26 protein-coding genes and 1 pseudogene are annotated in these 24,893 nt (G+C 70.5%); 18 read left to right on the forward strand and 9 right to left on the reverse strand.

Features of this window, described 5'->3' with window-relative positions; genetic code table 11:
• Positions 1-232: 232 nt before the first annotated feature.
• On the reverse strand, positions 233-2,788 hold the full coding sequence (gene pepN / locus ACGFYQ_RS01500; RefSeq protein WP_393738747.1) for an aminopeptidase N: 2,556 nt from the start codon (positions 2,786-2,788) through the stop codon (positions 233-235).
• Positions 2,789-2,928: 140 nt separating this feature from the next.
• Between pepN and ACGFYQ_RS01505 the strand changes: the two genes are divergently transcribed.
• Entirely contained in the window at positions 2,929-3,576 is a 648-nt protein-coding gene (locus ACGFYQ_RS01505) for a DsbA family protein (protein ID WP_393738749.1), read from the forward strand.
• A 150-nt stretch (positions 3,577-3,726) separates the two neighbouring features.
• Here the strand turns inward: ACGFYQ_RS01505 and ACGFYQ_RS01510 are convergent, their stop codons facing one another.
• Complete coding sequence (locus ACGFYQ_RS01510) at positions 3,727-4,383, reverse strand: superoxide dismutase (protein ID WP_393738751.1); 657 nt, start codon at positions 4,381-4,383, stop codon at positions 3,727-3,729.
• A gap of 70 nt (positions 4,384-4,453) precedes the next feature.
• A complete protein-coding gene (locus tag ACGFYQ_RS01515) occupies positions 4,454-5,866 on the reverse strand; it encodes an amino acid permease (RefSeq protein WP_393738753.1) in 1,413 nt (470 codons plus the stop codon).
• A 169-nt stretch (positions 5,867-6,035) separates the two neighbouring features.
• Between ACGFYQ_RS01515 and ACGFYQ_RS01520 the strand changes: the two genes are divergently transcribed.
• Positions 6,036-6,830: an SDR family NAD(P)-dependent oxidoreductase gene (locus tag ACGFYQ_RS01520; protein ID WP_393738755.1), complete on the forward strand. Its 795-nt coding sequence runs from the start codon at positions 6,036-6,038 to the stop codon at positions 6,828-6,830.
• A 66-nt stretch (positions 6,831-6,896) separates the two neighbouring features.
• On the opposite strand, the gene ACGFYQ_RS01525 is transcribed toward ACGFYQ_RS01520, so the two are convergent.
• Positions 6,897-8,294 carry an amino acid permease gene (locus ACGFYQ_RS01525; protein ID WP_393739690.1) on the reverse strand — a complete coding sequence of 466 codons (1,398 nt, stop codon included), beginning with the start codon at positions 8,292-8,294 and terminating at the stop codon, positions 6,897-6,899.
• Positions 8,295-8,579: 285 nt separating this feature from the next.
• Here ACGFYQ_RS01525 and ACGFYQ_RS01530 point away from each other — a divergent pair, with 285 nt between their 5' ends.
• Positions 8,580-9,164, forward strand: a complete 585-nt coding sequence (locus tag ACGFYQ_RS01530) for a biotin transporter BioY (RefSeq protein ID WP_393738757.1) — start codon at positions 8,580-8,582, stop codon at positions 9,162-9,164.
• Between the two features lie 90 nt (positions 9,165-9,254).
• On the opposite strand, the gene ACGFYQ_RS01535 is transcribed toward ACGFYQ_RS01530, so the two are convergent.
• Positions 9,255-10,691, reverse strand: a complete 1,437-nt coding sequence (locus ACGFYQ_RS01535) for an amino acid permease (protein ID WP_393738759.1) — start codon at positions 10,689-10,691, stop codon at positions 9,255-9,257.
• Between the two features lie 219 nt (positions 10,692-10,910).
• Here ACGFYQ_RS01535 and ACGFYQ_RS01540 point away from each other — a divergent pair, with 219 nt between their 5' ends.
• Both ACGFYQ_RS01540 and ACGFYQ_RS01545 read left to right on the forward strand, forming a co-directional pair.
• Positions 10,911-11,396 (forward strand): ribose-5-phosphate isomerase, encoded by a 486-nt coding sequence (locus ACGFYQ_RS01540; protein ID WP_362598285.1) that lies wholly within the window; start codon positions 10,911-10,913, stop codon positions 11,394-11,396.
• 76 nt (positions 11,397-11,472) lie between these two features.
• Positions 11,473-12,279 carry an Fpg/Nei family DNA glycosylase gene (locus ACGFYQ_RS01545; RefSeq protein WP_393738762.1) on the forward strand — a complete coding sequence of 269 codons (807 nt, stop codon included), beginning with the start codon at positions 11,473-11,475 and terminating at the stop codon, positions 12,277-12,279.
• A 94-nt stretch (positions 12,280-12,373) separates the two neighbouring features.
• Here ACGFYQ_RS01545 and ACGFYQ_RS01550 read toward each other — a convergent pair whose 3' ends face one another.
• Entirely contained in the window at positions 12,374-13,609 is a 1,236-nt protein-coding gene (locus ACGFYQ_RS01550; protein ID WP_393738764.1) for a GNAT family N-acetyltransferase, read from the reverse strand.
• A 117-nt stretch (positions 13,610-13,726) separates the two neighbouring features.
• Here ACGFYQ_RS01550 and ACGFYQ_RS01555 point away from each other — a divergent pair, with 117 nt between their 5' ends.
• Positions 13,727-14,869 carry a PP2C family protein-serine/threonine phosphatase gene (locus ACGFYQ_RS01555; protein ID WP_393738766.1) on the forward strand — a complete coding sequence of 381 codons (1,143 nt, stop codon included), beginning with the start codon at positions 13,727-13,729 and terminating at the stop codon, positions 14,867-14,869.
• A gap of 127 nt (positions 14,870-14,996) precedes the next feature.
• A pseudogene (locus ACGFYQ_RS01560) lies at positions 14,997-15,844 on the forward strand (ABC transporter ATP-binding protein).
• Positions 15,845-16,107: 263 nt separating this feature from the next.
• On the opposite strand, the gene ACGFYQ_RS01565 reads toward ACGFYQ_RS01560, so the two are convergent.
• Complete coding sequence (locus tag ACGFYQ_RS01565) at positions 16,108-16,746, reverse strand: DUF4232 domain-containing protein (protein ID WP_393738768.1); 639 nt, start codon at positions 16,744-16,746, stop codon at positions 16,108-16,110.
• Positions 16,747-16,852: 106 nt separating this feature from the next.
• On the opposite strand from ACGFYQ_RS01565, the gene ACGFYQ_RS01570 reads away from it, so the two are divergent.
• The 3 genes from ACGFYQ_RS01570 (at position 16,853) to ACGFYQ_RS01580 (ending at position 19,064) form a co-directional block, all read left to right on the forward strand.
• A complete protein-coding gene (locus ACGFYQ_RS01570) occupies positions 16,853-18,241 on the forward strand; it encodes a pyridoxal phosphate-dependent decarboxylase family protein (protein ID WP_393738770.1) in 1,389 nt (462 codons plus the stop codon).
• On the forward strand, positions 18,238-18,693 hold the full coding sequence (locus ACGFYQ_RS01575) for an HD domain-containing protein (RefSeq protein WP_393738772.1): 456 nt from the start codon (positions 18,238-18,240) through the stop codon (positions 18,691-18,693). Before ACGFYQ_RS01570 ends, ACGFYQ_RS01575 begins: the two co-directional genes overlap by 4 nt.
• Positions 18,694-18,869: 176 nt before the next feature.
• Positions 18,870-19,064, forward strand: a complete 195-nt coding sequence (locus ACGFYQ_RS01580; RefSeq protein ID WP_030008564.1) for a membrane protein — start codon at positions 18,870-18,872, stop codon at positions 19,062-19,064.
• 8 nt (positions 19,065-19,072) lie between these two features.
• Here the strand turns inward: ACGFYQ_RS01580 and ACGFYQ_RS01585 are convergent, their stop codons facing one another.
• On the reverse strand, positions 19,073-19,585 hold the full coding sequence (locus tag ACGFYQ_RS01585; RefSeq protein ID WP_393738774.1) for a DUF4231 domain-containing protein: 513 nt from the start codon (positions 19,583-19,585) through the stop codon (positions 19,073-19,075).
• 489 nt (positions 19,586-20,074) lie between these two features.
• On the opposite strand from ACGFYQ_RS01585, the gene ACGFYQ_RS01590 reads away from it, so the two are divergent.
• The 3 genes from ACGFYQ_RS01590 to ACGFYQ_RS01600 all read left to right on the forward strand — a co-directional run bounded on the left by ACGFYQ_RS01590 (position 20,075) and on the right by ACGFYQ_RS01600 (position 21,958).
• Positions 20,075-20,350, forward strand: coding sequence for a hypothetical protein (locus ACGFYQ_RS01590; protein WP_393738776.1), 276 nt, complete (start codon positions 20,075-20,077; stop codon positions 20,348-20,350).
• A gap of 505 nt (positions 20,351-20,855) precedes the next feature.
• Positions 20,856-21,131: a hypothetical protein gene (locus ACGFYQ_RS01595; RefSeq protein WP_393738778.1), complete on the forward strand. Its 276-nt coding sequence runs from the start codon at positions 20,856-20,858 to the stop codon at positions 21,129-21,131.
• 419 nt (positions 21,132-21,550) lie between these two features.
• Positions 21,551-21,958, forward strand: coding sequence for a hypothetical protein (locus ACGFYQ_RS01600; RefSeq protein ID WP_393738780.1), 408 nt, complete (start codon positions 21,551-21,553; stop codon positions 21,956-21,958).
• A 207-nt stretch (positions 21,959-22,165) separates the two neighbouring features.
• Here the strand turns inward: ACGFYQ_RS01600 and ACGFYQ_RS01605 are convergent, their stop codons facing one another.
• The gene (locus ACGFYQ_RS01605) at positions 22,166-22,921 is read right to left on the reverse strand and encodes a GntR family transcriptional regulator (RefSeq protein WP_393738782.1); all 756 of its coding nucleotides are present in this window, start codon (positions 22,919-22,921) and stop codon (positions 22,166-22,168) included.
• Positions 22,922-23,000: 79 nt separating this feature from the next.
• On the opposite strand from ACGFYQ_RS01605, the gene ACGFYQ_RS01610 reads away from it, so the two are divergent.
• The 5 genes from ACGFYQ_RS01610 to ACGFYQ_RS01630 are packed head-to-tail and all read left to right on the forward strand — an operon-like array spanning position 23,001 to position 24,821.
• Positions 23,001-23,279 (forward strand): hypothetical protein, encoded by a 279-nt coding sequence (locus ACGFYQ_RS01610; protein WP_376097949.1) that lies wholly within the window; start codon positions 23,001-23,003, stop codon positions 23,277-23,279.
• Positions 23,280-23,291: 12 nt separating this feature from the next.
• Complete coding sequence (locus ACGFYQ_RS01615; protein WP_393738784.1) at positions 23,292-23,534, forward strand: hypothetical protein; 243 nt, start codon at positions 23,292-23,294, stop codon at positions 23,532-23,534.
• A 56-nt stretch (positions 23,535-23,590) separates the two neighbouring features.
• Complete coding sequence (locus tag ACGFYQ_RS01620; protein WP_393738786.1) at positions 23,591-23,755, forward strand: hypothetical protein; 165 nt, start codon at positions 23,591-23,593, stop codon at positions 23,753-23,755.
• Positions 23,752-24,480 carry a GntR family transcriptional regulator gene (locus tag ACGFYQ_RS01625; RefSeq protein WP_393739692.1) on the forward strand — a complete coding sequence of 243 codons (729 nt, stop codon included), beginning with the start codon at positions 23,752-23,754 and terminating at the stop codon, positions 24,478-24,480. The genes ACGFYQ_RS01620 and ACGFYQ_RS01625 overlap by 4 nt, the downstream gene beginning before the upstream one ends.
• Positions 24,477-24,821, forward strand: a complete 345-nt coding sequence (locus tag ACGFYQ_RS01630; protein WP_393738788.1) for a hypothetical protein — start codon at positions 24,477-24,479, stop codon at positions 24,819-24,821. Before ACGFYQ_RS01625 ends, ACGFYQ_RS01630 begins: the two co-directional genes overlap by 4 nt.
• The last annotated feature ends 72 nt before the right edge of the window (positions 24,822-24,893 follow it).

Genomic DNA, 24,893 nt, shown 5'->3' on the forward strand with positions numbered 1-24,893 from the left:
CCGGGGCTCCGCCCCAGAACCCGCGCCTCAAGCGCCGGCGGGGCTGGATTTGGCTCGGGTCGGCCCAGAAGTGCGCGCAGCGCAACCTTGCGCCTGGCGGGGCTGGGTTGCCCGGAGGGCAATTCCAGCCCCGCCAGGGGCCCCTCCCAGCGGTAGCTGGGGGAGTTTGAGGCGCGGGTCCGGGCAGAGCCCGGTTTCGGGAAGGGGCGGGGTGGGGGAGAGCCCCGCAGGGTCAGCCCGCCGCCGCGTCGCAGGACTGGGCACGCAGGGCTCGGGACAGGTCGTCCCGGGACTCAAGAATCAGGCGGCGAAGCGCAGGGGCCGCATCCGCGTGGGCGGCGAGCCAGGCATCCGTCGCGGCGACGGTGGACTCGGAGTCCTGCAGCGCGGGGTACAGCCCCTTCACCACATCCATGGCGATCTGGATCGACCGGTCCGCCCACACCCGCTCGATCACCTCGAAGTAGCGCTTCGTGTAAGCGGCCAGCAGCCCCCGCTGCGAGGACTGCTGCATCCCCGCGATCGTCGCCTCCACCAGCGCGTTCGACAGCGCATCCGACTCGATCACCGCCGCCCACGCCTGGTCCTTCACCGCCGCCGACGGCCGCGCCGCCAGGCACCGCACCTCGTGCCGCTTGCCCGACGCCGTGTCGTCCCGCGCCAGTTCGGCGGTGAGCACACCCTCGTCCACCGCGCCGTGCGCGGTCAGCGGCAGCAGGAAGTCCCAGCGCAGCTCCTGGTCCACCTCCAGCCCGTCGATCCGGGCCGTGCCGTCCAACAGCCCCAGCAGCAGCTGGAAGTCGCCCTCCGTCGCCGCGCTCGCCGCGAAGAAGCGGGCCCACGTCAGCTGGTGCTCCGACCCCGGCTCCGCCAGCCGCAGCTCGTGCAGCGCGCCCGCCGCCAGCTCCCGGCCGCCCTGCTCGCGCCAGTCCGGCGCCGCGTAGTGCTTGACCGCGGTCAGCGCCTGCGCGTGCAGCATCTGCAGCACGCCGACGTCCGTCTCCCGCCCCGCGTGCGCCAGCAGCAGCGAGACGAAGTCACGCGCGGGCATCAGCCCGTCCCGCGTCAGGTTCCACAGGGCCGACCAGCTCAGCGCCCGCGCCAGCGGATCGGTGAGGTCGCCCAGGTGCGCCCGCAGCGTGGCCAGCGAGGTCTCGTCGAAGCGGATCTTGCAGTACGTGAGGTCCTCGTCGTTGACCAGGACCAGGTCGGGCCGCTCCCGGCCCGCCAGCTCCGCGACCACGGTCCGCGCGCCCGACATGTCCGTCGCGGCCCGCGCGTAGCGGACCAGGGTGCCGTCGGACTCCAGCCGGTACAGGCCGACCGCGACCCGGTGCGGCCGCAGCTCCTCGCCCTCCTGCACCACCGCGAGCTCGGTCACGCGCCCGCCCGCGTCGCAGGTCACCACCGGGGTCAGCACGTTCACGCCCGCCGTCTGCAGCCAGGCCCGTGACCACTCGGCCATGTCCCGCCCGGAGACCTCCGCGAGCACCGACAGCAGGTCGTCCAGCGTGGTGTTCCCGTACGCGTTGGCCTTGAAGTAGCGCCGCGCGCCCTCCAGGAACGCCTCCCGCCCCACATAGGCGACCAGCTGCTTGAGGACCGCCGCGCCCTTGGCGTACGTGATCCCGTCGAAGTTCAGCTTCGCGTCCTCCAGGTCACGGATGTCGGCCGTGATCGGGTGCGTGGACGGCAGCTGGTCGGCGCGGTAGGCCCACGCCTTGCGACTGTTGGCGAAGGTGACCCACGCCTGGTCGAAGCGGGTCGCCTCGACCAGTCCGAAGGAGCCCATGAAGTCGGCGAAGGACTCCTTCAGCCACAGGTCGTCCCACCACTTCATGGTGACGAGGTCGCCGAACCACATGTGCGCCATCTCGTGCAGGATCACGTTCGCGCGCCGCTCGTACGAGGCCTGCGTGACCTTGCCGCGGAAGATGTACTCCTCCCGGAAGGTCACCATCCCCGGGTTCTCCATCGCGCCCAGGTTGTACTCCGGCACGAAGGCCTGGTCGTACTTGCCGAACGGGTACGGGTAGTCGAACAGCTCGTGGAAGAGGTCGAAGCCCTGCTTGGTGACCAGGAAGACGTCGTCCGCGTCGAAGTGCTTCGCCAGCCCCTTGCGGCACATCGCGCCGAGCGGGATGGTCAGGTCCCCGCGCGTGTAGGAGTCCGTCACGTAGTGGTACGGGCCCGCGACCACGCACGTGATGTACGTGGAGATCGGCCGGGTCTCGGCGAACCGCCAGACCCCGGCCTCCCGGGACTCCTCCGCGCCGTTGCTCCACACCTGCCAGCCCTCGGGCGCGGTCACCTCGAAGCGGTACGGCGCCTTCAGGTCCGGCTGCTCGAAGTTCGCGTACACCCGCCGGGCGTCCGCCGGCTCGTACTGGGTGTACAGGTAGACCTCGCCGTCCTCCGGGTCCACGAAGCGGTGCATGCCCTCGCCCGTCCGGCTGTACGCGCAGTTCGCGTCCACCACCAGGACGTTCTCGGCGGCCAGGCCGTCCAGGGCGATCCGGGACCCGTCGAAGACGGCGGCCACGTCCAGCGCGCGCCCGTTGAGGGTCACGGAGTTCACCGAAGGGGCGATCAGGTCCGCGAACGTGGAGCCGCCGCCGGCCGCTGCCCGGAAACGGATGGTCGTCACCGAACGGAAGGTCCGGGGGCCCTCGGCCGGTTCGGCCTCGTCCACCGCGGACCTGACGTCGAGGACCACCTCGTACCCGTCGACGGACAGCAGTTCGGCCCGCTCGCGGGCCTCGTCGCGGGACAGATTCTCTCCGGGCACCTGCACTCCTTCGTGCGTGATCGCGTTCTTGTGACGAATCCTCCCACGGGGAATGTGCGCGACTCCTGCCTGGTTGGCGACGTGGAAGGCGAGCCGGTGGCGCCTTTTTTCCTATTGAGGACCCAGGACTGAGGAGAGACATGACCGACACCCAGGTGCGCGAGAAGACCCCGGTCGACTTCTGGTTCGACCCGCTCTGCCCTTGGGCCTGGATGACGTCGCGCTGGATGCTGGAGGTCGAGAAGGTCCGCGACGTCGAGGTCCGCTGGCACGTGATGAGCCTGGCCGTCCTCAACGAGAACAAGCTCGACGAGCTGCCCGAGGTCTACCGCGAGCTGCTCGGCCCCAAGGGCTGGGCCCCGGTGCGCGTGGTGATAGCGGCCCAGCAGAAGCACGGTGCGGAGATCACCGGCAAGCTGTACACGGCGCTCGGCACCCGCATCCACAACGACGACCTGGGCCCGACCCGCGAGGTCATCGCCGCCGCGCTGGAGGAGGTCGGCCTGCCGGCCGAGCTGCTCGCCTACGCCGATTCCGACGAGTACGACGAGGTGCTGCGCGCCTCCCACAACAACGGCATCGACCGGGTCGGCCAGGAGGTCGGCACCCCGGTGATCTCCGTACCCGGCGCAGACGGCGACGACGTGGCCTTCTTCGGCCCGGTCGTCACCCCGACCCCGCGCGGCGAGGCGGCCGCCCGGCTGTGGGACGGCACCCTGCTCGTCGCCTCCACCCCCGGCTTCTACGAGATCAAGCGCACCCGCACCAAGGGTCCCTCCTTCGAGTAGCCCCTGCGTACCGCGCGCGGAAGGCCCCCTTGAGTCACGTCCTCAAGGGGGCCTTCCGGTGGACACGCCCGCACGCGAAAGTTGAGAAGACGATCACGAGGCTGGGGGCACCTCCCAGCGGTAGCTGGGGGAGGGGTTACGGGGTGCTGATCAGCCCTTGGCGGGGATCAGCAGCGGGGTGTTCGCCTTGGCGTCGGCGTAGCGCTTGGCCACGTCCTGCCAGTTGACGACGTTCCACATCGCCTCGATGAAGTCCACCTTCTGGTTCTTGTACTGGAGGTAGAAGGCGTGCTCCCAGGCGTCGAAGACCAGGATCGGCACGGAGGCCTGGCCCACGTTGCCCTGGTGGTCGTAGACCTGCTCGACGATCAGGCGGCCGCTGATGGGCTCGTACGCGAGCACGCCCCAGCCGGAGCCCTGCGTCGCGGAGGCCGCGAAGGTCAGCTGCTTCTTGAAGGCGGCGAAGGAGCCGAAGGACTCGGTGATCGCGGCCGGAAGATCGCCCAGACCGTCCTTCTCGTCGGGGACGCCACCGCCGTCGCCGGTCTTCGGGCTGGCCATGTTGTGCCAGTAGATGCTGTGCAGGATGTGGCCGGAGAGGTGGAAGGCGAGGTTCTTCTCCAGGCCGTTCAGCGCACCCCAGTTCTCCTTGTCGCGCGCCTCCGCCAGCTGCTCCAGCGTGGTGTTGGCGCCCGCGACGTAGGCCGCGTGGTGCTTGTCGTGGTGCAGCTCGATGATCTGCGGGTTGATCACCGGCTCCAGCGCCGCGTAGTCGTAAGGCAGTTCAGGAAGCGTGTAGATGGCCATGCGTGTGTCCGGTCCCCTCGGCGTGCCAACTGCTTATTGCAATCAATGCGCAACTGCACGCTAGCAGTATCTATTCCGAGAGGCTCGTAGGGGTGGCCCGAGCGCGCTGGAGCGCGTATCCGGTCGCCGCGAGGGCGGCGGTCAGGCCGCCGGTGAAGATCACCTGGGTACGGGTGTCCTCGCCCAGGGCCATCAGCACCAGCACCCCGGCCACCCCGGCCAGCGCCACCCAGGTCAGGTACGGGAAGCCCCACATCCGCACGACCAGCTTCTCGGGGGCCTCGCGCTCCAGCCGGCGGCGCAGCACCAACTGCGAGACGGCGATGAACCCCCAGACGACGAGGATGACCCCGCCGACCATGTTCAGCAGCCAGGCGAACAGGGTGTCCGGGTACCAGTAGGACAGCAGCACGGTGACGAAGCCGAAGCCGGAGGAGGCGAGCACCGCCCGGCGCGGCACGCGGCCGGTGACCTTGCCCAGCGCCTTCGGGCCCTGGCCGCGGGAGACGAGGGAGTAGGCCATGCGCGAGGAGCCGTAGATGTTGGCGTTCATCGCGGACAGCAGGGCGACCAGGATGACCACGTTCATGATCTCGCCGGCGGCGGGGATGCCCAGGTGGTCCAGGGTGGCGGCGTACGGGCCGTCGGCGGTGACCGCCGGGTCGTTCCACGGGAGCAGGGTGACGATCACCAGCATGGAGCCGACGTAGACGATCGCGATCCGCCACATGGTGGTCTTCACGGCCCTGGCCACGCCCTTGACGGGGTTCTCGGACTCGGCGGCCGCGATGGTCACCGTCTCCAGCCCGCCGTACGCGACGACCGAGGCCAGCAGTCCGACCAGCAGGCCGTCCACCCCGCCCGGCAGGAAGCCGCCGTCGTGCAGCAGGTTGGCGGCGCCGGGGGAGCCGGTCCCCGGCAGTGCGCCCAGGACGGCCAGCACGCCCAGGCCCAGGAAGAGTCCGATGGCGCCGATCTTGAGGGCGGCGAACCAGAACTCGAACTCGCCGAAGTTCGAGACGGCGGCCAGGTTGGACCCGCAGAAGACCGCCATGAAGACCAGCACCCACATCCAGGAGGGGGTGCCCGGGAACCAGCCGGTCATGATGTGCGCCGCGCCGATGGCCTCGATGGCCACCCCCACGCACAGCAGCGTCCAGAACATCCAGCCGGCGGTGAACCCGGCCCAGGGGCCGATCGCCCGCTCGGCGTGGACGGAGAAGGAGCCGGAAGCGGGGTCGGCGGCGGACATCTCGCCGAGCATCCGCATCACGAACATGACCAGCAGCCCGGAGGCGGCGTACGCCAGCACGATCGAGGGGCCCGCGGCGGCGATGCCGGCGCCGGAACCGACGAAGAGTCCGGCGCCGATGACACCGCCGAGCGCGATCATCGAGAGGTGGCGCTGCTTGAGTCCGTTGCCGAGGGGGGATCCGGCGTCGGTCTGTCGCGGTTCGGATGGTGTCAGGGTGCTCTGGCTCATTGAGGGTGTGCCTGTCCGGTGTGCGGGGGGACGTGATGAGGTGCCCCAGTCTCACCCCTGTCCGATCTCCGGATGGTCGATGTCCGATATCCGGACAGCCGGATGACCGGCCGTGATCATCCCCGTACGCTGCCGGCAGGACGCGGGTGACGCGACGAAAGGGGGACCGATGGACGACCGAACGGGCCACGCCGTACGGGAACTGGCCGCGACGGGCCGGGGGGTGCTCGTCACCGGGGCCTCCCGGGGGATCGGGCGGGCCATCGCCACCGCCTTCGCCGAGCAGGGCGACCGGGTCGCGGTGCACTGCACGGCCCGGCAGGCGGACGCCGAGCGGACCCTCGCGGACCTGCCGGGCGAGGGCCACTTACTCGTCACCGGCGACCTCGCCGACCCGACCCGCGTGGAAGCGCTCGCGGCCGAGACCGAGGAGGCGCTCGGCGGCGTCGACGTCCTCGTGAACAACGCCGCCGTGATGCTCGCGCACCCGCTGCCCACGACCTCGTACGCCGACTGGCAGGAGGCCTGGCGGCGGACGGCCGCCGTGAACCTCTTCGCCCCGGCCAACCTCTCCCACTGCGTTGCCCGCCGCATGATCGCCGGCCGGCGGGAGGGCCGCGTCGTCAACATCGGCTCGCGCGGGGCGTTCCGGGGCGAGCCCGACCACCCCGCCTACGGCGCCACCAAGGCGGCCCTGCACGCGCTCGGCCAGTCGCTCGCCCTCTCCCTGGCCCCGCACGGCATCGCCGTGGCCTCGGTGGCGCCCGGCTTCGTGGCCACCGAGCGGGTCGCCGGGCGGCTCGAAGGGGAGGAGGGCGAACGGATCCGGGCGCAGAGCCCGTTCGGCCGGGTCGGCACGCCGCAGGAGGTCGCCGCCGCCGTGCTGTACCTGGCCTCACCCGCCGCGCGCTGGAGCTCGGGCACCGTTCTCGACGTCAACGGTGCCTCGTACCTGCGCACCTGACGCGCGAAGGCCCCCCGCGCCGGGTGCGCGGGGGGCCTTCGCACGGGCCGTGGGGCCGTGGGCCGGTCATGACTTCGGGGTGCGCCGCTCCCGTACGAAGGCCACCACGAGGACGAGGGCGGCCGCGCCGGACGACCACAGCAGCTGCGGCCGGGCCGAGTCGTCGAACAGCATCAGGAGCAGCACCGTCGCCATGCCCAGCAGCGCGGCCCACGTCGCGTACGGGAACAGCCACATCGGCAGCGTCAGGCGCTCCGGCATGTCCCGCTCGATCACACGCCGCAGCTTCAGCTGCGAGACCGCGATCAGCGCCCACACGAACAGCAGCACCGCGCCGACCGCGTTGAGCATGTAGAGGAAGATCGTGTCCGGCCACAGCAGGTTCAGCAGCACCGACACGAAGCCGAAGGCCACCGAGGCGAACACCGCGCGGCGCGGCACCCCGCCGCCCGTGACCTTGAGCAGCGCCTTCGGCGCCTCGCCGCGCTCGGCCAGCGAGAACACCATGCGCGAGGACCCGTACAGGTTCGCGTTGAGCGCCGAGAGCAGCGCCACGAACACCACGATGTTCATGATCTGGCCGGCCGCCGGGATGCCGATCGAGTCGAGGACGGCCACGTAGGGGCTCATCCCCGGCTTCAGCGAGTCCCACGGCAGCAGGGTCACGATGACCAGCATCGAGCCGACGTAGAAGAAGAGGATGCGCCACACCGCGCTGCGCACGGCGCGGGCCACGGACCGGGCCGGGTCGTCCGACTCGGCGGCCGCGATGGTGACGACCTCCAGGCCGCCGAAGGCGAAGATGACCGCGAGCATGCCGGCGACGACCCCGCCGATGCCGGCCGGGAAGAAGCCGCCGTGGCCGGTGAGGTTGGCCATGCCCACGGCGTCCGTGTCGGGCAGCACGCCGAAGACGGCGAGGGTGCCGAGGATCAGGAACAGCACGATCGCGCCGACCTTGAGGGCGGCGAACCAGAACTCGAACTCGCCGAAGTTCCGCACGGCCGTCAGGTTGGTCGCGGTGAAGACCACCATGAAGATCAGCACCCAGACCCACTGGTCGACCGAGGGCACCCAGCCGTTCGCGATCTTCGCGGCGCCGGTCGCCTCCACGGCGAGCACCACGACCAGCAGGAACCAGTACAGCCAGCCCGCCGAGAAGCCGGCCCAGCGGCCCAGGGCCTTCTCCGCGTACACCGAGAAGGAGCCGGACGCGGGCATCGCGGCCGACATCTCGCCGAGCGCCCGCATCACCAGCATCGCGAGCACGCCCGCGAGCAGGTACGAGCAGATGATCGCCGGACCGGCGATGCCGATGCCGGCGCCGGAGCCGACGAAGAGCCCGGCGCCGATCACGCCGCCGAGGCCGAGCATGGTCAGGTGGCGCTGCTTGAGGCTGTGGCTGAGGGGTTCGGCGGGCAGGTCGCCCGTCAGGGGAGGTGCTTCGGGCAGGCGGTCGCGCATGAGGGGGTGCTCGTACTCTCGTTCGGCCCAGCGGCGGTAGGGGCTCCGCATCAGGATTGGCGGGACCCTACAGTCTCACTGAGCGGCGGCCTTCCGTGCAAAACGGACGTGCTGTCGGATCTGCCCCGTGACGCGGATCACGTCGGCGAGGGTGTGGGTCGGGGTCTTTGTGCGGTCTCCACCAAACCGGGGAGTATGCCTTTGTGCCGGGCGGCGGTGGGGCGGCGGTGGACCGCGGACTAACGTCGGTGATCGTCCCGTCATCACGATCTTCCGGAGCCTCCGATGAGCACCGCTTCCGTCTCCTTCCGGCCCGGCGCCGTCCTCGCCGATCTGCTGCCCGCGAGCCGCGTCCGCGACATCGCGCTCGTCGTCGGCGGGGCCGCGCTCACCGGGCTCGCCGCGCAGCTCGCCGTGCCCGTCCCCGGCTCCCCGGTCCCGGTCACCGGCCAGACCTTCGCGGCGCTGCTCGTCGGCACCGCGTTCGGCGCCCGCCGCGGCTTCCTCTCGCTCGCGCTGTACGCCCTGCTCGGCACGGCCGGCGTGCCGTGGTTCGCGGACGGCACCTCCGGAGCGGGCGGCGCCTCCTTCGGCTACGTGCTCGGCATGCTGCTCGCCGCCACCCTCGCCGGAGCCCTCGCGCAGCGCGGCGCCGACCGCTCGGCGGCGCGTACGGCGGGCACGATGGTGCTCGGCTCCGCGGTGATCTACGCGGTGGGCGTGCCGTACCTGATGGCCGCCACCGGCATGTCCCTGAGCGCCGCCGTCGCGGCGGGCCTGACCCCGTTCCTCATCGGCGACGCGCTCAAGGCCGCCCTGGCGATGGGCGCCCTGCCGGCCGCCTGGAAGCTGGCGGGCCGCCGCGGCTGAGCAGTCCCCGGCTGAGCAGTTCCCGAACGCACCGGAGCCCGGCCCGCCTGTGAGGCGGGCCGGGCTCCGTCGTACGTACGCGACCAGGGGTCAGCCCCGCAGCGCGGCCCGCTTGCGGCGGAAGTCCAGCACCACGCCGACGGCCACGACCAGGCCGGCGACCAGGGTGGACAGGGTGACCACCTCGCGGTTGGCGTCGTCCACGAACATGTAGCCGATCACGAACGTGATCAGTGCGGCGGTGGCCCAGGTCAGCCACGGGAACAGCCACATCTTCACGGTCAGCTTCTCCGGGGCCTCGCGGACCAGGATCCCGCGCATCTTCAGCTGGGTGAAGCAGATGACCAGCCACACGAAGAGCGCGATGGCGCCGGAGGAGTTCAGCAGGAAGTTGAAGACCGTGTCCTTGAAGGCGTAGTTGAAGTAGACGGCGACGAAGCCGAACACCGTGGAGCCCAGGATCGCGGCCACCGGAACGCCCCGGGAGTTGACCTTGGCGAACGCCTTCGGGGCGTCGCCGCGCTCACCGAGCGAGAAGGCCATGCGGGAGGCGGTGTAGAGGCCCGAGTTCAGGCAGGACAGCACGGCGGTCAGGACGATGACCTCCATGATCGTGCCGGCGTGCGCGATGCCGATCGAGTCCAGGGCGGCGACGTACGAGCCCTTCTCGGTGATCGACTTGTCGTTCCAGGGGAGCAGCGTCAGCACGATGAAGATCGAGCCGAGGTAGAAGACGCCGATTCGCCAGATGACGGAGTTGGTGGCCTGGGTGACCGCCTTGCGGGGGTTCTCCGACTCGCCGGCCGCCAGCGTGACGATCTCGCTGCCCATGAAGGAGAAGACGACCATCAGCACGCCCGTGAGGACGGCGCCGTAGCCGTTGGGGAAGAAGCCGCCCGCGTCGGTCAGGTGGGCGAAGCCCGCACCCGGGTTGTCGGAGCCCGGCAGCACGCCGAAGACGGCCAGCATGCCGATGATCACGAAGGCGCCGATGGCGACGACCTTGATGCCGGCGAACCAGAACTCGAACTCGCCGTAGGAGGCGACGGAGCCGAGGTTGGTGACGGTCAGGACCGCCATCACGATCAGGGCCCAGGCCCACTGCGGGACGGCCGGGATCCAGCCCTCCAGGATCGAGGCACCGGCGGTGGCCTCCACGGCCAGGACGACGACCCAGAAGAACCAGTACAGCCAGCCGATGGAGAAGCCGGCCCAGCGGCCGAGCGCGCGGTCGGCGTAGGCGGAGAAGGAGCCCGAGTTCGGGCTGGCGGCGGCCATCTCGCCCAGCATCCGCATCACGAAGACGACCATCGCGCCGACCAGCGCGTAGGAGATCAGGATGGCGGGGCCGGCCTTGGCGATGCCGCCACCGGAACCGACGAAGAGGCCGGCGCCGATGACACCGCCGATGGCGATCATGGACAGGTGGCGGTTCTTGAGACCGGCCTTCAGACCGTCGGAGGGCTGACCGTCACCGGTGTTGCCGATGGGGTCGCCTTCCTTCTGAAGGGTCGTCGTGGAGCTCATGGACGGATCCTTAGGTTCTCGGGTTGCGAGCCCCGGCATTCAAACCTGAGATGAACGCAGGGCGGAAGACCCCAATCCGGATCGTTGCGTAAGGACGAACGTCCAGGACCCCGGTCCGCCCTGTCCCATCTGCGGTCTTTGGGTTTACTTGAGCTTTAGAAGTGACTTACGCGACACCCTGCCGGGGTCCGACGGGGGCCCTCGTGCCACACTCGTTCCATGCGCGTGTATCTCGGATCCGACCATGCCGGCTTTGAGCTCAAGAACCACCTGGTGGACTGGCTCAAGAACAACGGCCACGAGCCCGTCGACTGTGGGCCCCACATCTACGACGCGGTGGACGACTACCCGCCGTTCTGCCTCCGCGCCGCGGAGAAGACCGCCGCGGACGCCGACAGCCTCGGCATCGTGATCGGCGGCTCCGGCAACGGCGAGCAGATCGCCGCGAACAAGGTCAAGGGCGTCCGCGCCATCCTCGCCTGGAGCGTGGAGACCGCGAAGCTCGGCCGCGAGCACAACAACGCCAACGTGATCTCCGTCGGCGGCCGGATGCACACGCAGGACGAGGCCGTCAGCTTCATCGAGGCCTTCCTGGCGACCCCGTACTCCGACGAGGAGCGCCACACGCGCCGCATCGACATGCTCTCCGCCTACGAGCAGACCGGCGAGCTGCCCCCGATCCCCGCCCACCACCCGCAGGGCTGATCCCGCCTCCCGGCCGTGCCGCCCCCGGAGGGCGGCACGGCCGTTTTCGTGTCCGTTCCGTCCGAGGAGTACCGCCGTGCCCGAGGGGCATACGATCCACCGCCTCGCCCAGGACCACACCGAGCGGTTCGCCACCCGCCCGGTCCGGGTGAGCAGCCCGCAGGGCCGCTTCGCGGAGAGCGCGGCCCTGCTCGACGGGCGCGAGCTGGAGAGCGCCGAGGCGCACGGCAAGCACCTCTTCCTGGAGCTGGGCGACGCCTGGGTCCACATCCACCTCGGCCTCTTCGGCAAGCTCGGCTTCGGCCCCGCCCCGGCGCCGCCCGCGACCGACACGGTCCGGCTGCGCCTGCTGAACGAGCAGCACTACGCCGACCTGCGCGGGCCCACCGCCTGCGCGCTGATCGGCGAGGGCGAGAAGAAGGCGATACACGACCGGCTCGGCCCCGACCCGCTGCGGCCGTCCGACGACCCGGACCGGGCCTGGCGGCGGATCTCCCGCTCCCGCACCACGATCGCGGCCCTGCTGATGGACCAGAAGATCGTCGCGGGCATCGGCAACGTCTACCGCGCCGAGGTCCTCTTCCGGCACGGCATCGACCCGTACCGCCTGGGCAAGGACCTCACCCGCGCCGAGTGGGACGCCATGTGGACGGACCTCGCCGCGCTCATGCGCGAGGGCGTGCGGAACAACCGGATCGACACCGTCCGCGACGAGCACCTGCCCGAGGCCATGGGCCGCCCGCCGCGGGTGGACGACCACGGCGGTGAGGTGTACGTCTACCGCAGGGCGAACATGCCCTGCCACATCTGCGGGGGCGAGATCCGCACCGCCGATCTCGCCGCCCGCAACCTCTTCTGGTGCCCGGGCTGCCAGTCCCGCTAGAACCGGTCCCCTACGAACTGTCCGCTACGACCGGTCCGCTACGACCGGTCCGCCACGACCGGTCCACCACGACCGGTCCACCACGACCGGGCCGCTAGAAGCCGTGCGGGAGCCAGGGGGCCACGTCCCCCGCGAACGCCCGCGAGGCCTCGGCCAGGGCGCCCGCGCGCAGCTCGCGCACGAGGCCGGCCGCCGCCAGTGAGGTGAGGGTGATCCCGCCCAGGTACGCCGAACCCAGCTCCCGGACCGACAGTGCCAGCTCCGCCGGCTCCTCGGTCCGCGTGCAGGAGGCGGCGCCCTTGGCGTCGGCGGTCAGCCGCCACCGGCCCCCGTTCCACGGGCAGAACGCGTCCTCGACGTCCAGGACCACATCCGCCGGAGCCCCGTACGTCCGCGCCTCCAGCGCGGCCGGCAGGTCGACCAGCCGTACGTGCAGCGAGTCCCGGAACCGCGGCCGCGACCGCCGGACGTCACTGACCAGGTGCAGCAGCGGGTCGTCCACCGGCCGGGAGTTCGCCCGTACCGTCCAGGTCAGATCGATCTCGAAGAGGTAGCGCCACAGCGCCGCGTACGCCGCCGGGTCGAGCGCGTCGATGCCGGTGACCTCGACCTTGCCGTCCGAACCGGTGTGGTCCCAGTCGGCCTTGACCCGGTAGCGGGCGTACCCGACCACCTCGCCGTCCTCCCGCTCGGCGACCACGCACTTCAGCGCCGACCCGCCCCCGCGCAGCGCGGGCCCGTCCAGCAGCGCGTGCCGCTCCCAGCCCGGTTGCCGGGCCGGCATCCCGGGGCGCAGGGGGACCAGCGCCGCGTAGACCCGCTCGCAGTCCGCCAGCGCCCGCTCCGGGTCGACCAGGCGCAGCCGGATCTCGTCCGTACCCGGCGGCACGGTGAGCCGGACCCGGGTCGTGTCCACGTCCACGGCCAGGGAGTACGTCGCCGTGCCGTAGCCGAAACGCCCGTAGATCGCCGGATCCGAGGCCGTCAGCACGGCGATCGGTTCGCCACCCGTCCGTATGTCGTCCAGCTGCCGGCGCATCAGGGAGGTGAGCACTCCGCGCCGCCGGTGGGTGGGGGAGACGCCCACCGTCGTCACGCCGGCCGCCGGCACGATCGCCCCGCCCGGCACGGAAAGGCGGAAACTGAAGGCGCCGGCCGAGCCCACGCACGTCCCGCCGTCCCAGACGCCCAGCGAACGTTCCGTCTCCGTCAGCGACTTGTACAGCTTTCGCTCCTGAGGGGAATCGGGCACACCGCCGAACGCCAGTTCCAGCTGGTCGTACCAGACATCCCACTCATCAGCCTGCAATACGCGCATCTCAAGGGCCATACGGTCATCCCTATCAGGGCATTCCGTCGCAGTCGACGCGTTTTCGGGTGCCAGTGGTCCCCAGGTCCAGGGGTACCCCTGCGCATCCACAGCCGGGATGGATAGGGTCCCGGTGCAATGGCCGGAGCACGCGTGGAATCGTTCATGGCCCGGATGCGCATGCTGTCGCACCGGGCGCGCACCGGCCTGCGCAAATCCGCCGTCGACTACTTCCGCGGCGACGCCTCGGACTGGCTCGCCCTCGCCGGACTGCTGGCCACCGTCCCCGCCATCGCCTGCGGCACCATGATGCTGCCCGTCTGGTTCTCGCCCTCGGCGCTCGTCCTGCCGATCGTGGCCGGCGGCCTGCTGCTGCGCCCCGCCAGCCTCCTCGCGCTGTACGCCGCCTCCGCGGGCGCGCTGATCGTCGAGGCCCTCGTACTCGGCCCCTACACCCAGGGCCCGGCGCGGGTCACCCCCGGCACCGTCCTCGTCGTCGCGGCCTGCGGCTTCTTCGGTCTGGTCATCGCCCAGTTCCGCAGCCGCGTCGGCGTGCCCTGGCGGCGCGGCGGCACCATGCTCTTCGACCTGCGCGAACGGATCCGGGTCCAGAGCAAGCTGCCCACCCTGCCCCGCGGCTGGCACCGCGAGATGGCCCTGCGCCCGGCCGGCGGCCAGTCCTTCTCCGGCGACTTCGTCGTCGCGGCCCGCACCAACGGCGGCCGGACCCTGGAGATCGTCCTGACCGACGTCTCCGGCAAGGGCATGGAGGCGGGCTCCCGGGCCCTGCTGCTGTCCGGCGCCTTCGGCGGCCTCCTCGGAGCGCTGCCGCCGCACGGGTTCCTGCCCGCCGCCAACGGCTACCTGCTCCGCCAGGACTGGGACGAGGGCTTCGCCACCTCCATCCACCTCGTCCTGGACCTGGCGTCCGGCGACTACGAACTCCTCTCCGCCGGCCACCTGCCCGCCCTCCAGCTCTCCGCGGGCACCGGCCGCTGGCAGGAGAAGACCGGCGAGGGCCCGCTGCTCGGCGTCTACGACGGCGCCGAATTCACCCCCGCCCGCGGGAACCTCCGCCGGGGCGACGTCCTGATGCTGTTCACCGACGGCCTGGTCGAGACGGCCGACCGCGACATCACCGAGGGCATCGACCGCCTCACCGGCGAAGCCGACCGCTACGTCGCCGCCGGCTGGGAGGGCGCCGCCTGGCACCTGATCGAAAAGGTCGCCAAGGACGTCAACGACGACCGCGCGCTGCTGCTGATCCGCCGCTCCCCATAGGACCTGTCCGGCCCGGGGGGTGGGGTTTGCCCCACCCCCGTTCCGCCGGGCGCCGTCATGGCCGCCGGCCCACCGTGATCCGTAGCGTCGACCCCACGAACAGCGACGTCACGGAAGGCTGCACACCATGGGGATCCGGCGAACCAAGCGGCGGCACGACGAGCCGGCGGAGGCGCACGACACCTCGGCCGCCGTGGAACTGCGCGGCGTACGGCGCCGGTACGGGCACGGGACCGGCGCCGTGCACGCGCTGCGCGGGATCGACCTGCGCCTGCCGCGCGGCAGCTTCACCGCCGTGATGGGCCCCTCCGGCTCCGGCAAGTCCACCTTCCTCCAGTGCGCCGCCGGACTGGACGTGCCCACCGAGGGCTCCGTCCGCCTCGGCGGCACCGAGATCACCGGCATGGACGAGAACGAGCTCACCGAACTGCGCCGCAGCCGCCTCGGCTTCGTCTTCCAGGCCTTCAACCTGCTGCCCTCCCTCACCGTCGAGCAGAACGTGCTGCTCCCGATGCGGCTCGCGGGCGGCCGCTCCGCGGGCCACGACCGCGCCCGGGCGGCCGACCTGCTCGCCCGCGTCGGCCTGGAGGGCAAGGGCCGGCGCCGCCCCGCCGAGCTCTCAGGCGGCCAGCAGCTTGGGGTCTCCCCAGCGCAGCGAGGGGAAGCGTCGCCATCGCCCGCGCCCTCGTCACCCGCCCCGACGTGGTCTTCGCCGACGAACCCACCGGCGCCCTCGACACCACCACCGCTGCCGAGGTCCTCGGGCTGCTCCGGACCGCCGTCGACTCCCTGCGCGCCACCGTCGTGATGGTCACCCACGACCCGGCCGCCGCCGCCCACGCCGACCAGGTGCTCTTCCTCGCCGACGGCCTGATCGCGGACCGGCTGACGCACAGCTCCGCCGCCGCCATCGCCACCCGGATGACCGCCCTCACCGCCCGTCCGGCCCCGGCCCGTGCGGGAGCGGCGGCTTGAGACCGGCGGGCATTACCGGGCGGCCGCGTCCCGCCACGGCCGTCCTGTTCCGGCGCACGCGGGTGCGGGTGGCCTGAGACCGGCGGGCGTCACCGGGCGGCCGTGTCCCGCCGCGACGCCCGTCCGGCCCCGGCCAGTGCGGGAGCGGCGGCTTGAGACCGGCGGGCGTCACCGGGCGGCCGTGTCCCGCCGCGACGCCCGTCCGGCCCCGGCCAGTGCGGGAGCGGCGGCTTGAGACCCGCGGGCATTACCGGGCGGCCGTGTTACCGGGCGGCCGCGTCCCGCCACGGCCCGATCCCCAGCTGCCCGGTGTTCCCGAGGTCGACGGGCCGGGTCAGCCGGATCGCCAGCCGCGGCGCGCCCGGCTTCGGCGTCACCTCCAGTACCCACCCCTCGACCGCCGGCACGGTCACGTCGGTGACCCGGTTCCGCCACACCATCACCATCGACGCGGCCTGCCCCGGCGCCAGCGACACCCGTCCCGGCGCGGCGTCGACGGCCGGCACCTGCGAGGTGACCGGTGCCGAGCCGTGCCCGACCGCCACCTCCACCGGCCGCTGCTCCCCGTCGAGCAGCCTGACCTCCGGGTAGCCCTCCAGCACGTACTCGTCCGTACCGCAGTTGACCAGCTCGTACCCCTCCAGCCGCAGTCCCATCGCGGCGTCCCCGGACCCTTCCAGGAGCCGCACCCCGCCCTCGGGACACGGCAGAGCCGACGTCCGCCCGGGAGCCGGCGTGGGCGTCGGCTGCGGCGCGGGCGGGGCCGGACGCGTCGCCGGCGCCCGGGTCGGCCCCGGCGCGGCCCTCGGCGCCGGCGGCGTGTCACAGCCCGCGACCCCCGCAAGCGCCCCCGTCACGACCACGCCCCCGACAAGGCCCCGCACCCACCGCTTCGTGATCATCCCTCCGACCCTACCGACGTGACGCCGCCGACTTGTGGGGCAGTGCCGGGCCAATCACCCGGGATTGGCCCGCCCCCAAGACCCCGGCGGCGCCTAACGTGCCGCCATGGACCGCACGCTCGCCGCCGACCTCGCCCGGCTCCCCGACCTCCTCGACGCCACCCGCCGCGCCGCCGCCGACGCCCTCTCCGCCCTGGACGCGCGTCCCGTCGTACCGCCCGCCGGGAAGCCGGACGGCCCCGAGCCCCTCCCGGAGCACGGCACCGGGACGGAAGCCGCCCTCGCCGCCTTCCAGGACCGGTGGGAGCCCCGGCTGTCGGCCTCCGCCGGCCCCCGCTACCTCGGCTTCGTCACCGGCGGCGCCACCCCCGCCGCCCTCGCCGGGGACTGGCTCACCGCCGCCTACGACCAGAACTCCAACTCGGCCCTCGACGGCGCCGGCCAGGACCTCGAACGCGAGACCGTGGGCTGGCTCCGCGAGCTCTTCCACCTCTCCGCCGCCCACACCGGCACCTTCGTCAGCGGCGCCACGATGTCCAACACCACCGGCCTCGCCATCGCCCGCGAATGGCTCGGCGAACGCTTCGGCGTCGCCCCGGCCGAGGACGGCGTCGCCGCACTCGGCCCGGTCCGCGTGCTCTCCGGCGCCCCGCACTCCTCCATCGCCAAGGCCCTCTCCGTCCTCGGCCTGGGCCGCGGCTCCCTCGTCAAGGTCCCCACCCTGCCCGGCCGCGAGGCCGTGGACCCGGCCGCGCTGGAGCGGGCGCTGGCCGACACGCCCGGCCCGGCCGTGGTCGTCGCCAACGCCGGCACCGTCAACCTCGTCGACTTCGACGACCTCCGGGCCGTCGCCGCGCTGAAGGCCCGCCACGACTTCTGGCTGCACACCGACGCCGCCTTCGGCGCCTTCGCCGCCCTCTCCCCGGACCACGCGCACCTCGCCGATGGGCTCGACGCCTCCGACTCGCTCTGCGTCGACCTGCACAAGTGGCTCAACGTCCCCTACGACAGCGCCGTCCAGTTCACCCGCCGCCAAGACCTCCAGGCCCGCGTCTTCCAGAACGCCGCCGCCTACCTCGGCCCCCTCGGCGACCACCCCGACCTGGTCCACCTCACCCCGGAGAACTCGCACCGGCTGCGCGCCCTCGCCGCCTGGTTCACGCTCCGCGCGTACGGCCGCCAGGGCCATCGGGAGATCGTCGAACGCGACATCGCCTGCGCCCGCGCCCTGGGCGAGCGCCTCTCCCGGGACCCCGCCTTCACCCTGCTCGCCCCGGTCCGCCTCAACGTGGTCTGCTTCACTCTGGCCGCCGACCCCACCCCGGCCCGGCTGACGGCCCTGCGCGAGGCCGTGGCCGACGAGGTCTTCGTCACTCCGACCGTGTACGGGGGAACCCCCGCCCTGCGCGCCGCGTTCTCCAACTGGCGTACCACGCAGGCGGATGTACACCGGGTCGCGGAGGCCCTCCGGACAGCGGCAAGGGAGATCGCATGACGAGCAGCCCCCTGACCCTCATCGAGGTAGAGGCCCTCGCCCGCACCGCGCACGAGGGCCAGACCGACAAGGCCGGCCGGCCGTACGCGGAGCACCTCGCGGCCGTGGCCGAGGGCGTCCGCGTGCGCGGCGGCAGCCCCGAGCAGCAGGCGGCGGCCTGGCTCCACGACGCCATCGAGGACGAGGCCCTCAGCCTCACCTGGCTGGATTCCGCCGCCCTCCCGCAGCACGTGAAGGACATGATCCTGGCGGTCACCAAGCGCCCCGGCGAACCGGTCGAGCAGTACGCGGCCCGCATCCTCGCCACCCCGGGCGCCCTGCTGGTCAAGGAGGCCGACCTCGCGCACAACGCCGATCCCGCACGGCTCGCCGTACTGGACGGCCCCACGCGCGAGCGGCTGTCCGCGAAGTACGCCTATGTCCGCTCCCTGCTCGGCCTCACCGCGCCGTGACTCCCGCCCCGCGCCCGAAATATGACTTGTGCACGTGTGGTTGGCGGAAACGGAACGATGGTGATTCGTCACGGGGCGGATAGGCAGGGTCCGTTGGTGGGAGGATGGTCCATGTGGGGGTGTGCGTGGCCGTGCGCCCCGGGCCGACCAGGGGACGACCGAAGGTGTGATCAGTAGTGGCCATTTCGCTGTCAGTGGTGGTTCTGTTGGCGGTCATCCTGGTGGTGCTGATCCGCGGCAACCACATCAAGACAGGACCCGCCATCGTCGCGGCCCTCTTCGGTTTCTTCCTGGCGTCCAGCTCGATCGCGGACGACGTGAACCGTTTCCTCAACTCCCTCGCGACGATGATCGCGAACATCAAGCTCTAGGGGGAGCCCTAGGGGTCCCGGCGTTCCTGCCTGGCCTCGGGGATGACGCACTGGGCCTGAAGGTCGGCGTTGACCTGCCCGCCCAGGGTCATGACGTTCAAGGTGGCGGAGTTCTCGTTGGCGATGGCCTTCTCCACGCGCGCGACCAGCCTCGTGAAGGACTCGCCGTCCGAGAGGCCGGCGTACGGGCCCACCCTGGTCTCGAAGTAGACCCGCTCGTGGCCGAGGAGTTGCTCGGTCGACCGGTAGTTCTTCCACATCTCGCGGTACCGGTACACGCTCTCCAGCGACACGGAGCCGACGACGACCAGGCTGAGCACCGTGGCGGTGATCCTGGCGAACGGCAGGTCGATGTTGACGAGCACGGGAACCAGCGCACCGCCGACCACGGACACGGTCCGCATCCTGAGATGCATGGCCTTCATCCTGACGGCTTTCCGGTCGTACCACTCCTGATACTGGGAGAGCCTGTTCTCCAGGTACCGCTGGGTCGTATCCGCTTCGGCGTCCGCATCCGGCATGCGTGGGAGTACACCGGCGAACGCGGGCGGCGTCAATCGAAAGCCCGGAAAAGCCCGGAAACGACTCAGGGCCAGGCGGAGGAAACATCCTCTGACCTGGCCCTTGAGTGTTCAGAGCGGGCGACGGGAATCGAACCCGCGTAGCTAGTTTGGAAGATCGCGTACCCGCCTGCGGCCTGACCTGCCAAGAAGCTGACCAGCTCGTTAATGGCGCTCTCGCTGCCGTTCCCCGCTGCACCCCGCGCGACCCCGGCTGATCGGGCACGTGGCGGGCACGCAGCCAGTTGGTCCCGTGTCGTACTGGCCCGCTCGGTCCGGGACTGGCATGCCAGCCGCATAGCCGGACCGGAGCCAGGCGAGCACTGAGGTTCGCTCCGCGTATCGTTCGAAACGCCTTCAGGCTGTGGGTGCCGTAGGTCACACTGGGCGTCTGCGAAGCCAAGGGAGGACCATGACCAGTCCACACATCAATGTGCCATCCAGGCTCGCATGTACGCGAACGCAGTGCACAAGGTGGTCTGGGTCGTCGCGGTCGTGGCGTCGGCCGGCCTTCTCGCGCCGCCCCTGTTTTTCATCGCGGCCAAGAAGCGTGTCGTCAGCATGGCTGTGCCAGCGGTGTACGCGGCGATCATCTACGGGTCGGCCGTTCTGGGGTCGATCCTTGGCAACCCGAAGAACTGGATGGGTGGCGTCCTCGCTATCACGATGATTGTTGCCGCCGTGCATGCTGCCATCCTCGATGCGGACTGGAAGCCAGGCCGGTAGCAGTCGAGACAACGGCGCCCACTTGCTAGTGCAGGGAATCGGGCGCTACCGAGGCTAAGACGGTCCGGCGTAGGGCCGAACCGTCTTAGCTTGGCGTGATCTTCTGATCCGTAGCTAAGAATGGATCGGTCATCCAGAGTCATTACGGCCGCTTTCGGGCCGCTGTCGACTTCATGGCGGGCGCTGTCGGTTGCTGTCGCTGCTGTACTTCACTGCTGTACGGAGGGGGGCGTGCGCCTCATCATCACCAGAACCACCAGTGGGGTAAGTGCCCTTGACCTGCCGTGGTGGTGCTTGTCGCGGTTGCTGGTCCAGGGCGGGGGAGCCCGTAGATGGCCGCGACTTACCAACCGGTCGGGCACGCATCGGACACGCGTTCAGCTGCACGGGTTGACGCAGTCCAGGCCATGATCCTTTTGTCCGCCTTGCGCGTGGTTGCAGCCGACGGCAATGAAAGCCGACCGGATTCTGACTAATGCCGAAATCTGAGTAAGTGAGGGTAGTCGTGGGGGTGCTGCTCTCGTACCTGGTCCTTTTCCTTATTGAATTCGGCTTGATGGTGCTGCAGATTGTCGGCGCGTTCCTGCTCATGTTGAGTGCCGCTCTGTTTATCCGACGCTTCGCTATTGCGCGCAAGCGTCGACCCGATGGCCACTTCCCGAAAGCGACGCCAGTGGCACCATATGTGCTTGGCGGCATCGGCATTTGCTTGCTGGTTCCTACTTCGGCAGCGCTCTTCATCGGGAAGAAGTTGGGCGTTTTTGAAACCTGGGCGATATAGGCCGAAACCGTTGTGGTCTGCGGGGGCATCGTCGGCCTGTCGAGGCTGGTAGCGGTCGGCTGCGGGCGCGGTGGTTGCTGCACCTTGCTGCTGTACTCGCCAGTTTGGAAGATCGCGCACCCACTCCATCCCTGACCAGCCACCCCGCTGACCTGCGCGTTCCCAGCCACAGCCCCGCAGCTCCCCGCGACTCCCCGCCCACTCCCACCCAACCGGGGCACGTGGGAGACGCACCGGCGCTGAGCATCGGCTGGTACTTCATCCGGTGCGCGAGGACGCCTGCACTGGCCGGCGACTGGGTCACCCACCGAAACTAGAGGCTGCCCGGTCGATCACGAAACTGCGCCGCGAGAGAGGCCTGCGTCGGCCATGCGTGTCCACGCCCGGCTTCAGCCCGTTCCAACAGCGTGACCTCACAGATGATTTGGACGATCACGGCATACTGGTTCGCGGCAGTGGGAGCACTCCTGGCTCTGTGCGGTTCTGCCTGGAGGGCCTGGTTTACGTTTCGGGAGTACCGCGACGTACGCGATGCCTTCTCAGTGTCGCCGCAGGACGTCGAGCAAGCCTTCGAGCCATCCGCGCTCGACGCCGCTGTCACGAGGTTCTTCGAACGCGCCAAGCTCCCAAGGGTCCTAGGGGCGACGCGCCTCGTGTTGAATATCTATCAGGATATTGGCATCTCGGCCCTAGACCGCGCTTTTGGGAACAAGTCACGACAAGAGGAGCTCGCCAATCAGTTCGGCGCCTGGGGGTTGGTGCTCCTTGGATCCTTTGGAGCATCGGTGTCCTCAGTGATCAAACTGGTAGTCGCGTACACGACCTGATCCATGCTGCGACCACCGAGATACCGACCCCTGTGCGCGTGGACTGACTGCGGGCCCCCGGGGTTGCATAGCAGACGCAACGACCGGCTAGTTCGCCCAAGCGTCCGCGTGCAGTTCCACGCGAAGAGGCTGAACAGCCGGGCGATCTCGCGGCGAGGCAAGAGGGTCGCGGGCAGAGAACCACCAGCGAATCTCCGACTCAGGTCACTAGCGGGTGATCGGCACCTCGTACACGATCTCGCACAGTGTGGCGGGGATGACGATGTCGGCCGTCTCCACCGGTAGCCCTTGGTCGCTGTAGTACGTCCGCCGGATGTGCGTGACCAAAGCGCCCTTCTGGATCCCGAGGAGCGATGCCTCCTCGGAGGTCGCCTGCCGCGGCTCCGGCTGCTCCACGGCATGGCTGACCGTAGTCCCGATCTCGGCCATCCGGTTCACGACGCCGACACCCGCGTGTGGCCCACCCTCCGGTAGGACGACGAGCGTGCCGGCGGTGAGTTCGTACGGCTCCCAACTCGTCGACAACTGCACCGGCCGACCATCAGCAAGGAACTCGTAGACAGTACGCACGCACAGGTCGCCCTCGGCGATACCGAGCCGCGCCGCGATCTCGGCCGGGGCGGGCACCTTCGCTTCGGTCCGGCTCTCCCAGTTGCCCTGCTTACCCAAGGCCTGCATGTCAGCCCGGAACGGGGAACCGCCCGGCTGCTCGCGTGCCGAAGAGCGGACCACCCGCACGCGCCGCCGGGGCTCCGCGACATACGTACCTGAACCCGCGCGCCCCTCAAGCACGCCCTGGGAGATCAGCAGCTCCTGCGCCCGGCGCACCACGTTCTCGCCGACACCGCACTCCTCGGCGATCTGAGCACGCGACGGCAGTCGATCTCCGGCCGTCCACACGTGCTCCGCGATCCGCTGCCGCAGGACGTCGGCGATGCGGAGATAAGGCGGCTGCTCAGGCATGTGGAAAATCTAGTCCACTAGCTCTAATCTAGTTAACTAGCTTCACTCAACGTGATCAATCGGCGACGGAGGCCCTCCTGTGCCCGCTTCGGAAGCAAGGGCCAAGGACCTCGCCGCCCGGTTGTCGGCCCTCGGGCTGACCACGCGTGTGGAGCCGCACGCCACCTACACGTCGATCGAAGCGGAGGTGCCGGAAGCGCTGCCCGCCGAATCGTGGCGGGAGGTCTTGGAAGTGGTGGCGGAGGCCGACCGATTCGGGCTCCTCGCCAGCAGCTTGACCGGCCGCACCCTCTGGGCCGCCGTACACAAAGCGGTCCCCGCGACGGGCGACGTCCGGGGACCTGGCCATCAGCGATAGGAGCTGATCAGCGTGCACAACCGTATGGGCCCCACCGCCGCCCGCACCAGTGGGCTGCACCTCCCCGCACTCTCCTATGCCACGCACGCGACGACCACCTACCGGTCGAGCTCGTGCGCGATCGGCACACACCGCGAGTGCGCCCAGTTGTCCCCCGCCACAGCACCGGTAGGTGTCCCCGTGATCTACGAGGCCTGCGTCTGCTCCTGCCACACCACGGACGACGCGCCGGAACCGCGGCAGGCGAACCAGTGAGAGGACGGGCCCCCAGTGGCTCGCTTGCCGCCAACGTCGAAATCACATCGATCAGGGTGCAGTGCGGCGACGTCATCCAGATCGGCGGCCAGCCGTGCCGCGTCGCCGACCTCGTCCAGCTGCCCGCTGGTGCCAAGCGGCTGTTCTTCGAGTCGGGCGAGGCGCTGACGATGCACGCAAGGAGCCGACTCATCGCCCTCCGAATGATGAGGAAGTGGTGATCCGGCCCGTGCCTTCCCGCCGCCACGCCATCGCCGAAGACCTCCGGAACCAGATCTCGACGGGCCGCTTGAAGGCCGGCGAGCGTCTCCCCTCTGAGGCTCAACTCGCCGCCCGCTATACGGTCAGCACGCCAACGCTGCGGAACGCCCTCGCGCTCCTCCAGGGCGAAGGTCTCGTGGAGAAGATCCACGGCAGCGGCAACTTCGTCCGCCACCCCCTCCGCAGAATCACGTACGTCGGCGGCGGACGCCCGCCGGGCGCACAGACCCCAACCGAGGAGGCTCTCCACACCACCGTCCGCACCACCCACCTCCGAGCACACGGCCACTTGACCGCCCTACTGAAGGTCTCGCCCCGCAGCCCCCTGACGGAATTCCTCTGCCTCAGCCACGAGGGCAAGTCGCCGCACAGCCTGGCCCGCATCTACGTCCCTCGTGACCTAGCGCCGGCCGACATCCCCGGAAGTTCGTTAACCGCACGACTGGCCGAGCTGCGCCCGCCGCTGGCCGAGGTCCAGGAGAAAGCCAGCGCCCGTCTCCCGACCACGGAAGAAGCGACGGCCCTTCGCATCAGCTCGGCCCTGGCCGTTCTCTCGATCACGCGCGTGGCGACCGACATCACCGGCCGCGTCGTCGAGGCGGCTCTCCTGGTACTCCCTAGCGACCGTGCCGACGCAGTCTTCACCACCCACCACACGACCGATGCCAGGAGGGCGGAAGGATGACACCTCACAGCGAGCTGCGACTCCTGCCGTGGTCGGGCCCGGACGGCAAACCCTGCTTCCTGAGCGCCGACGACAACGCCGGCTACCTGTCCCGTCTCGCCGACAACACCGAAGCGGTACAACTCGGCTTAGGAACCGAGCTCCTGGACCATGCGCTCCTAGTCCTCGCTGACAAGGAGGCGGACCCGGATGAACTCCGCATCCTGGTAACGGACCTGACCGGAGCCCTGCGAGACGCAGTCCGCGTAGCAACCAGCCGCGGCCACCGCCTACCGATACCAGCCCTTTCCACTCCCGGAGAACGCGGCGTCACCCCTCGTTCGCTGGCGGCCTCCGGCTAGTAGCACCGCACAACGACAGCGAAGCCCCCAGGTGATCTCTGGGGGCTTCGCTGCTCATGTGTAACTGCGACC

The sequence above is a fragment of the Streptomyces sp. NPDC048258 genome (assembly GCF_043201995.1).
In the GTDB taxonomy this organism is placed as follows: domain Bacteria; phylum Actinomycetota; class Actinomycetes; order Streptomycetales; family Streptomycetaceae; genus Streptomyces.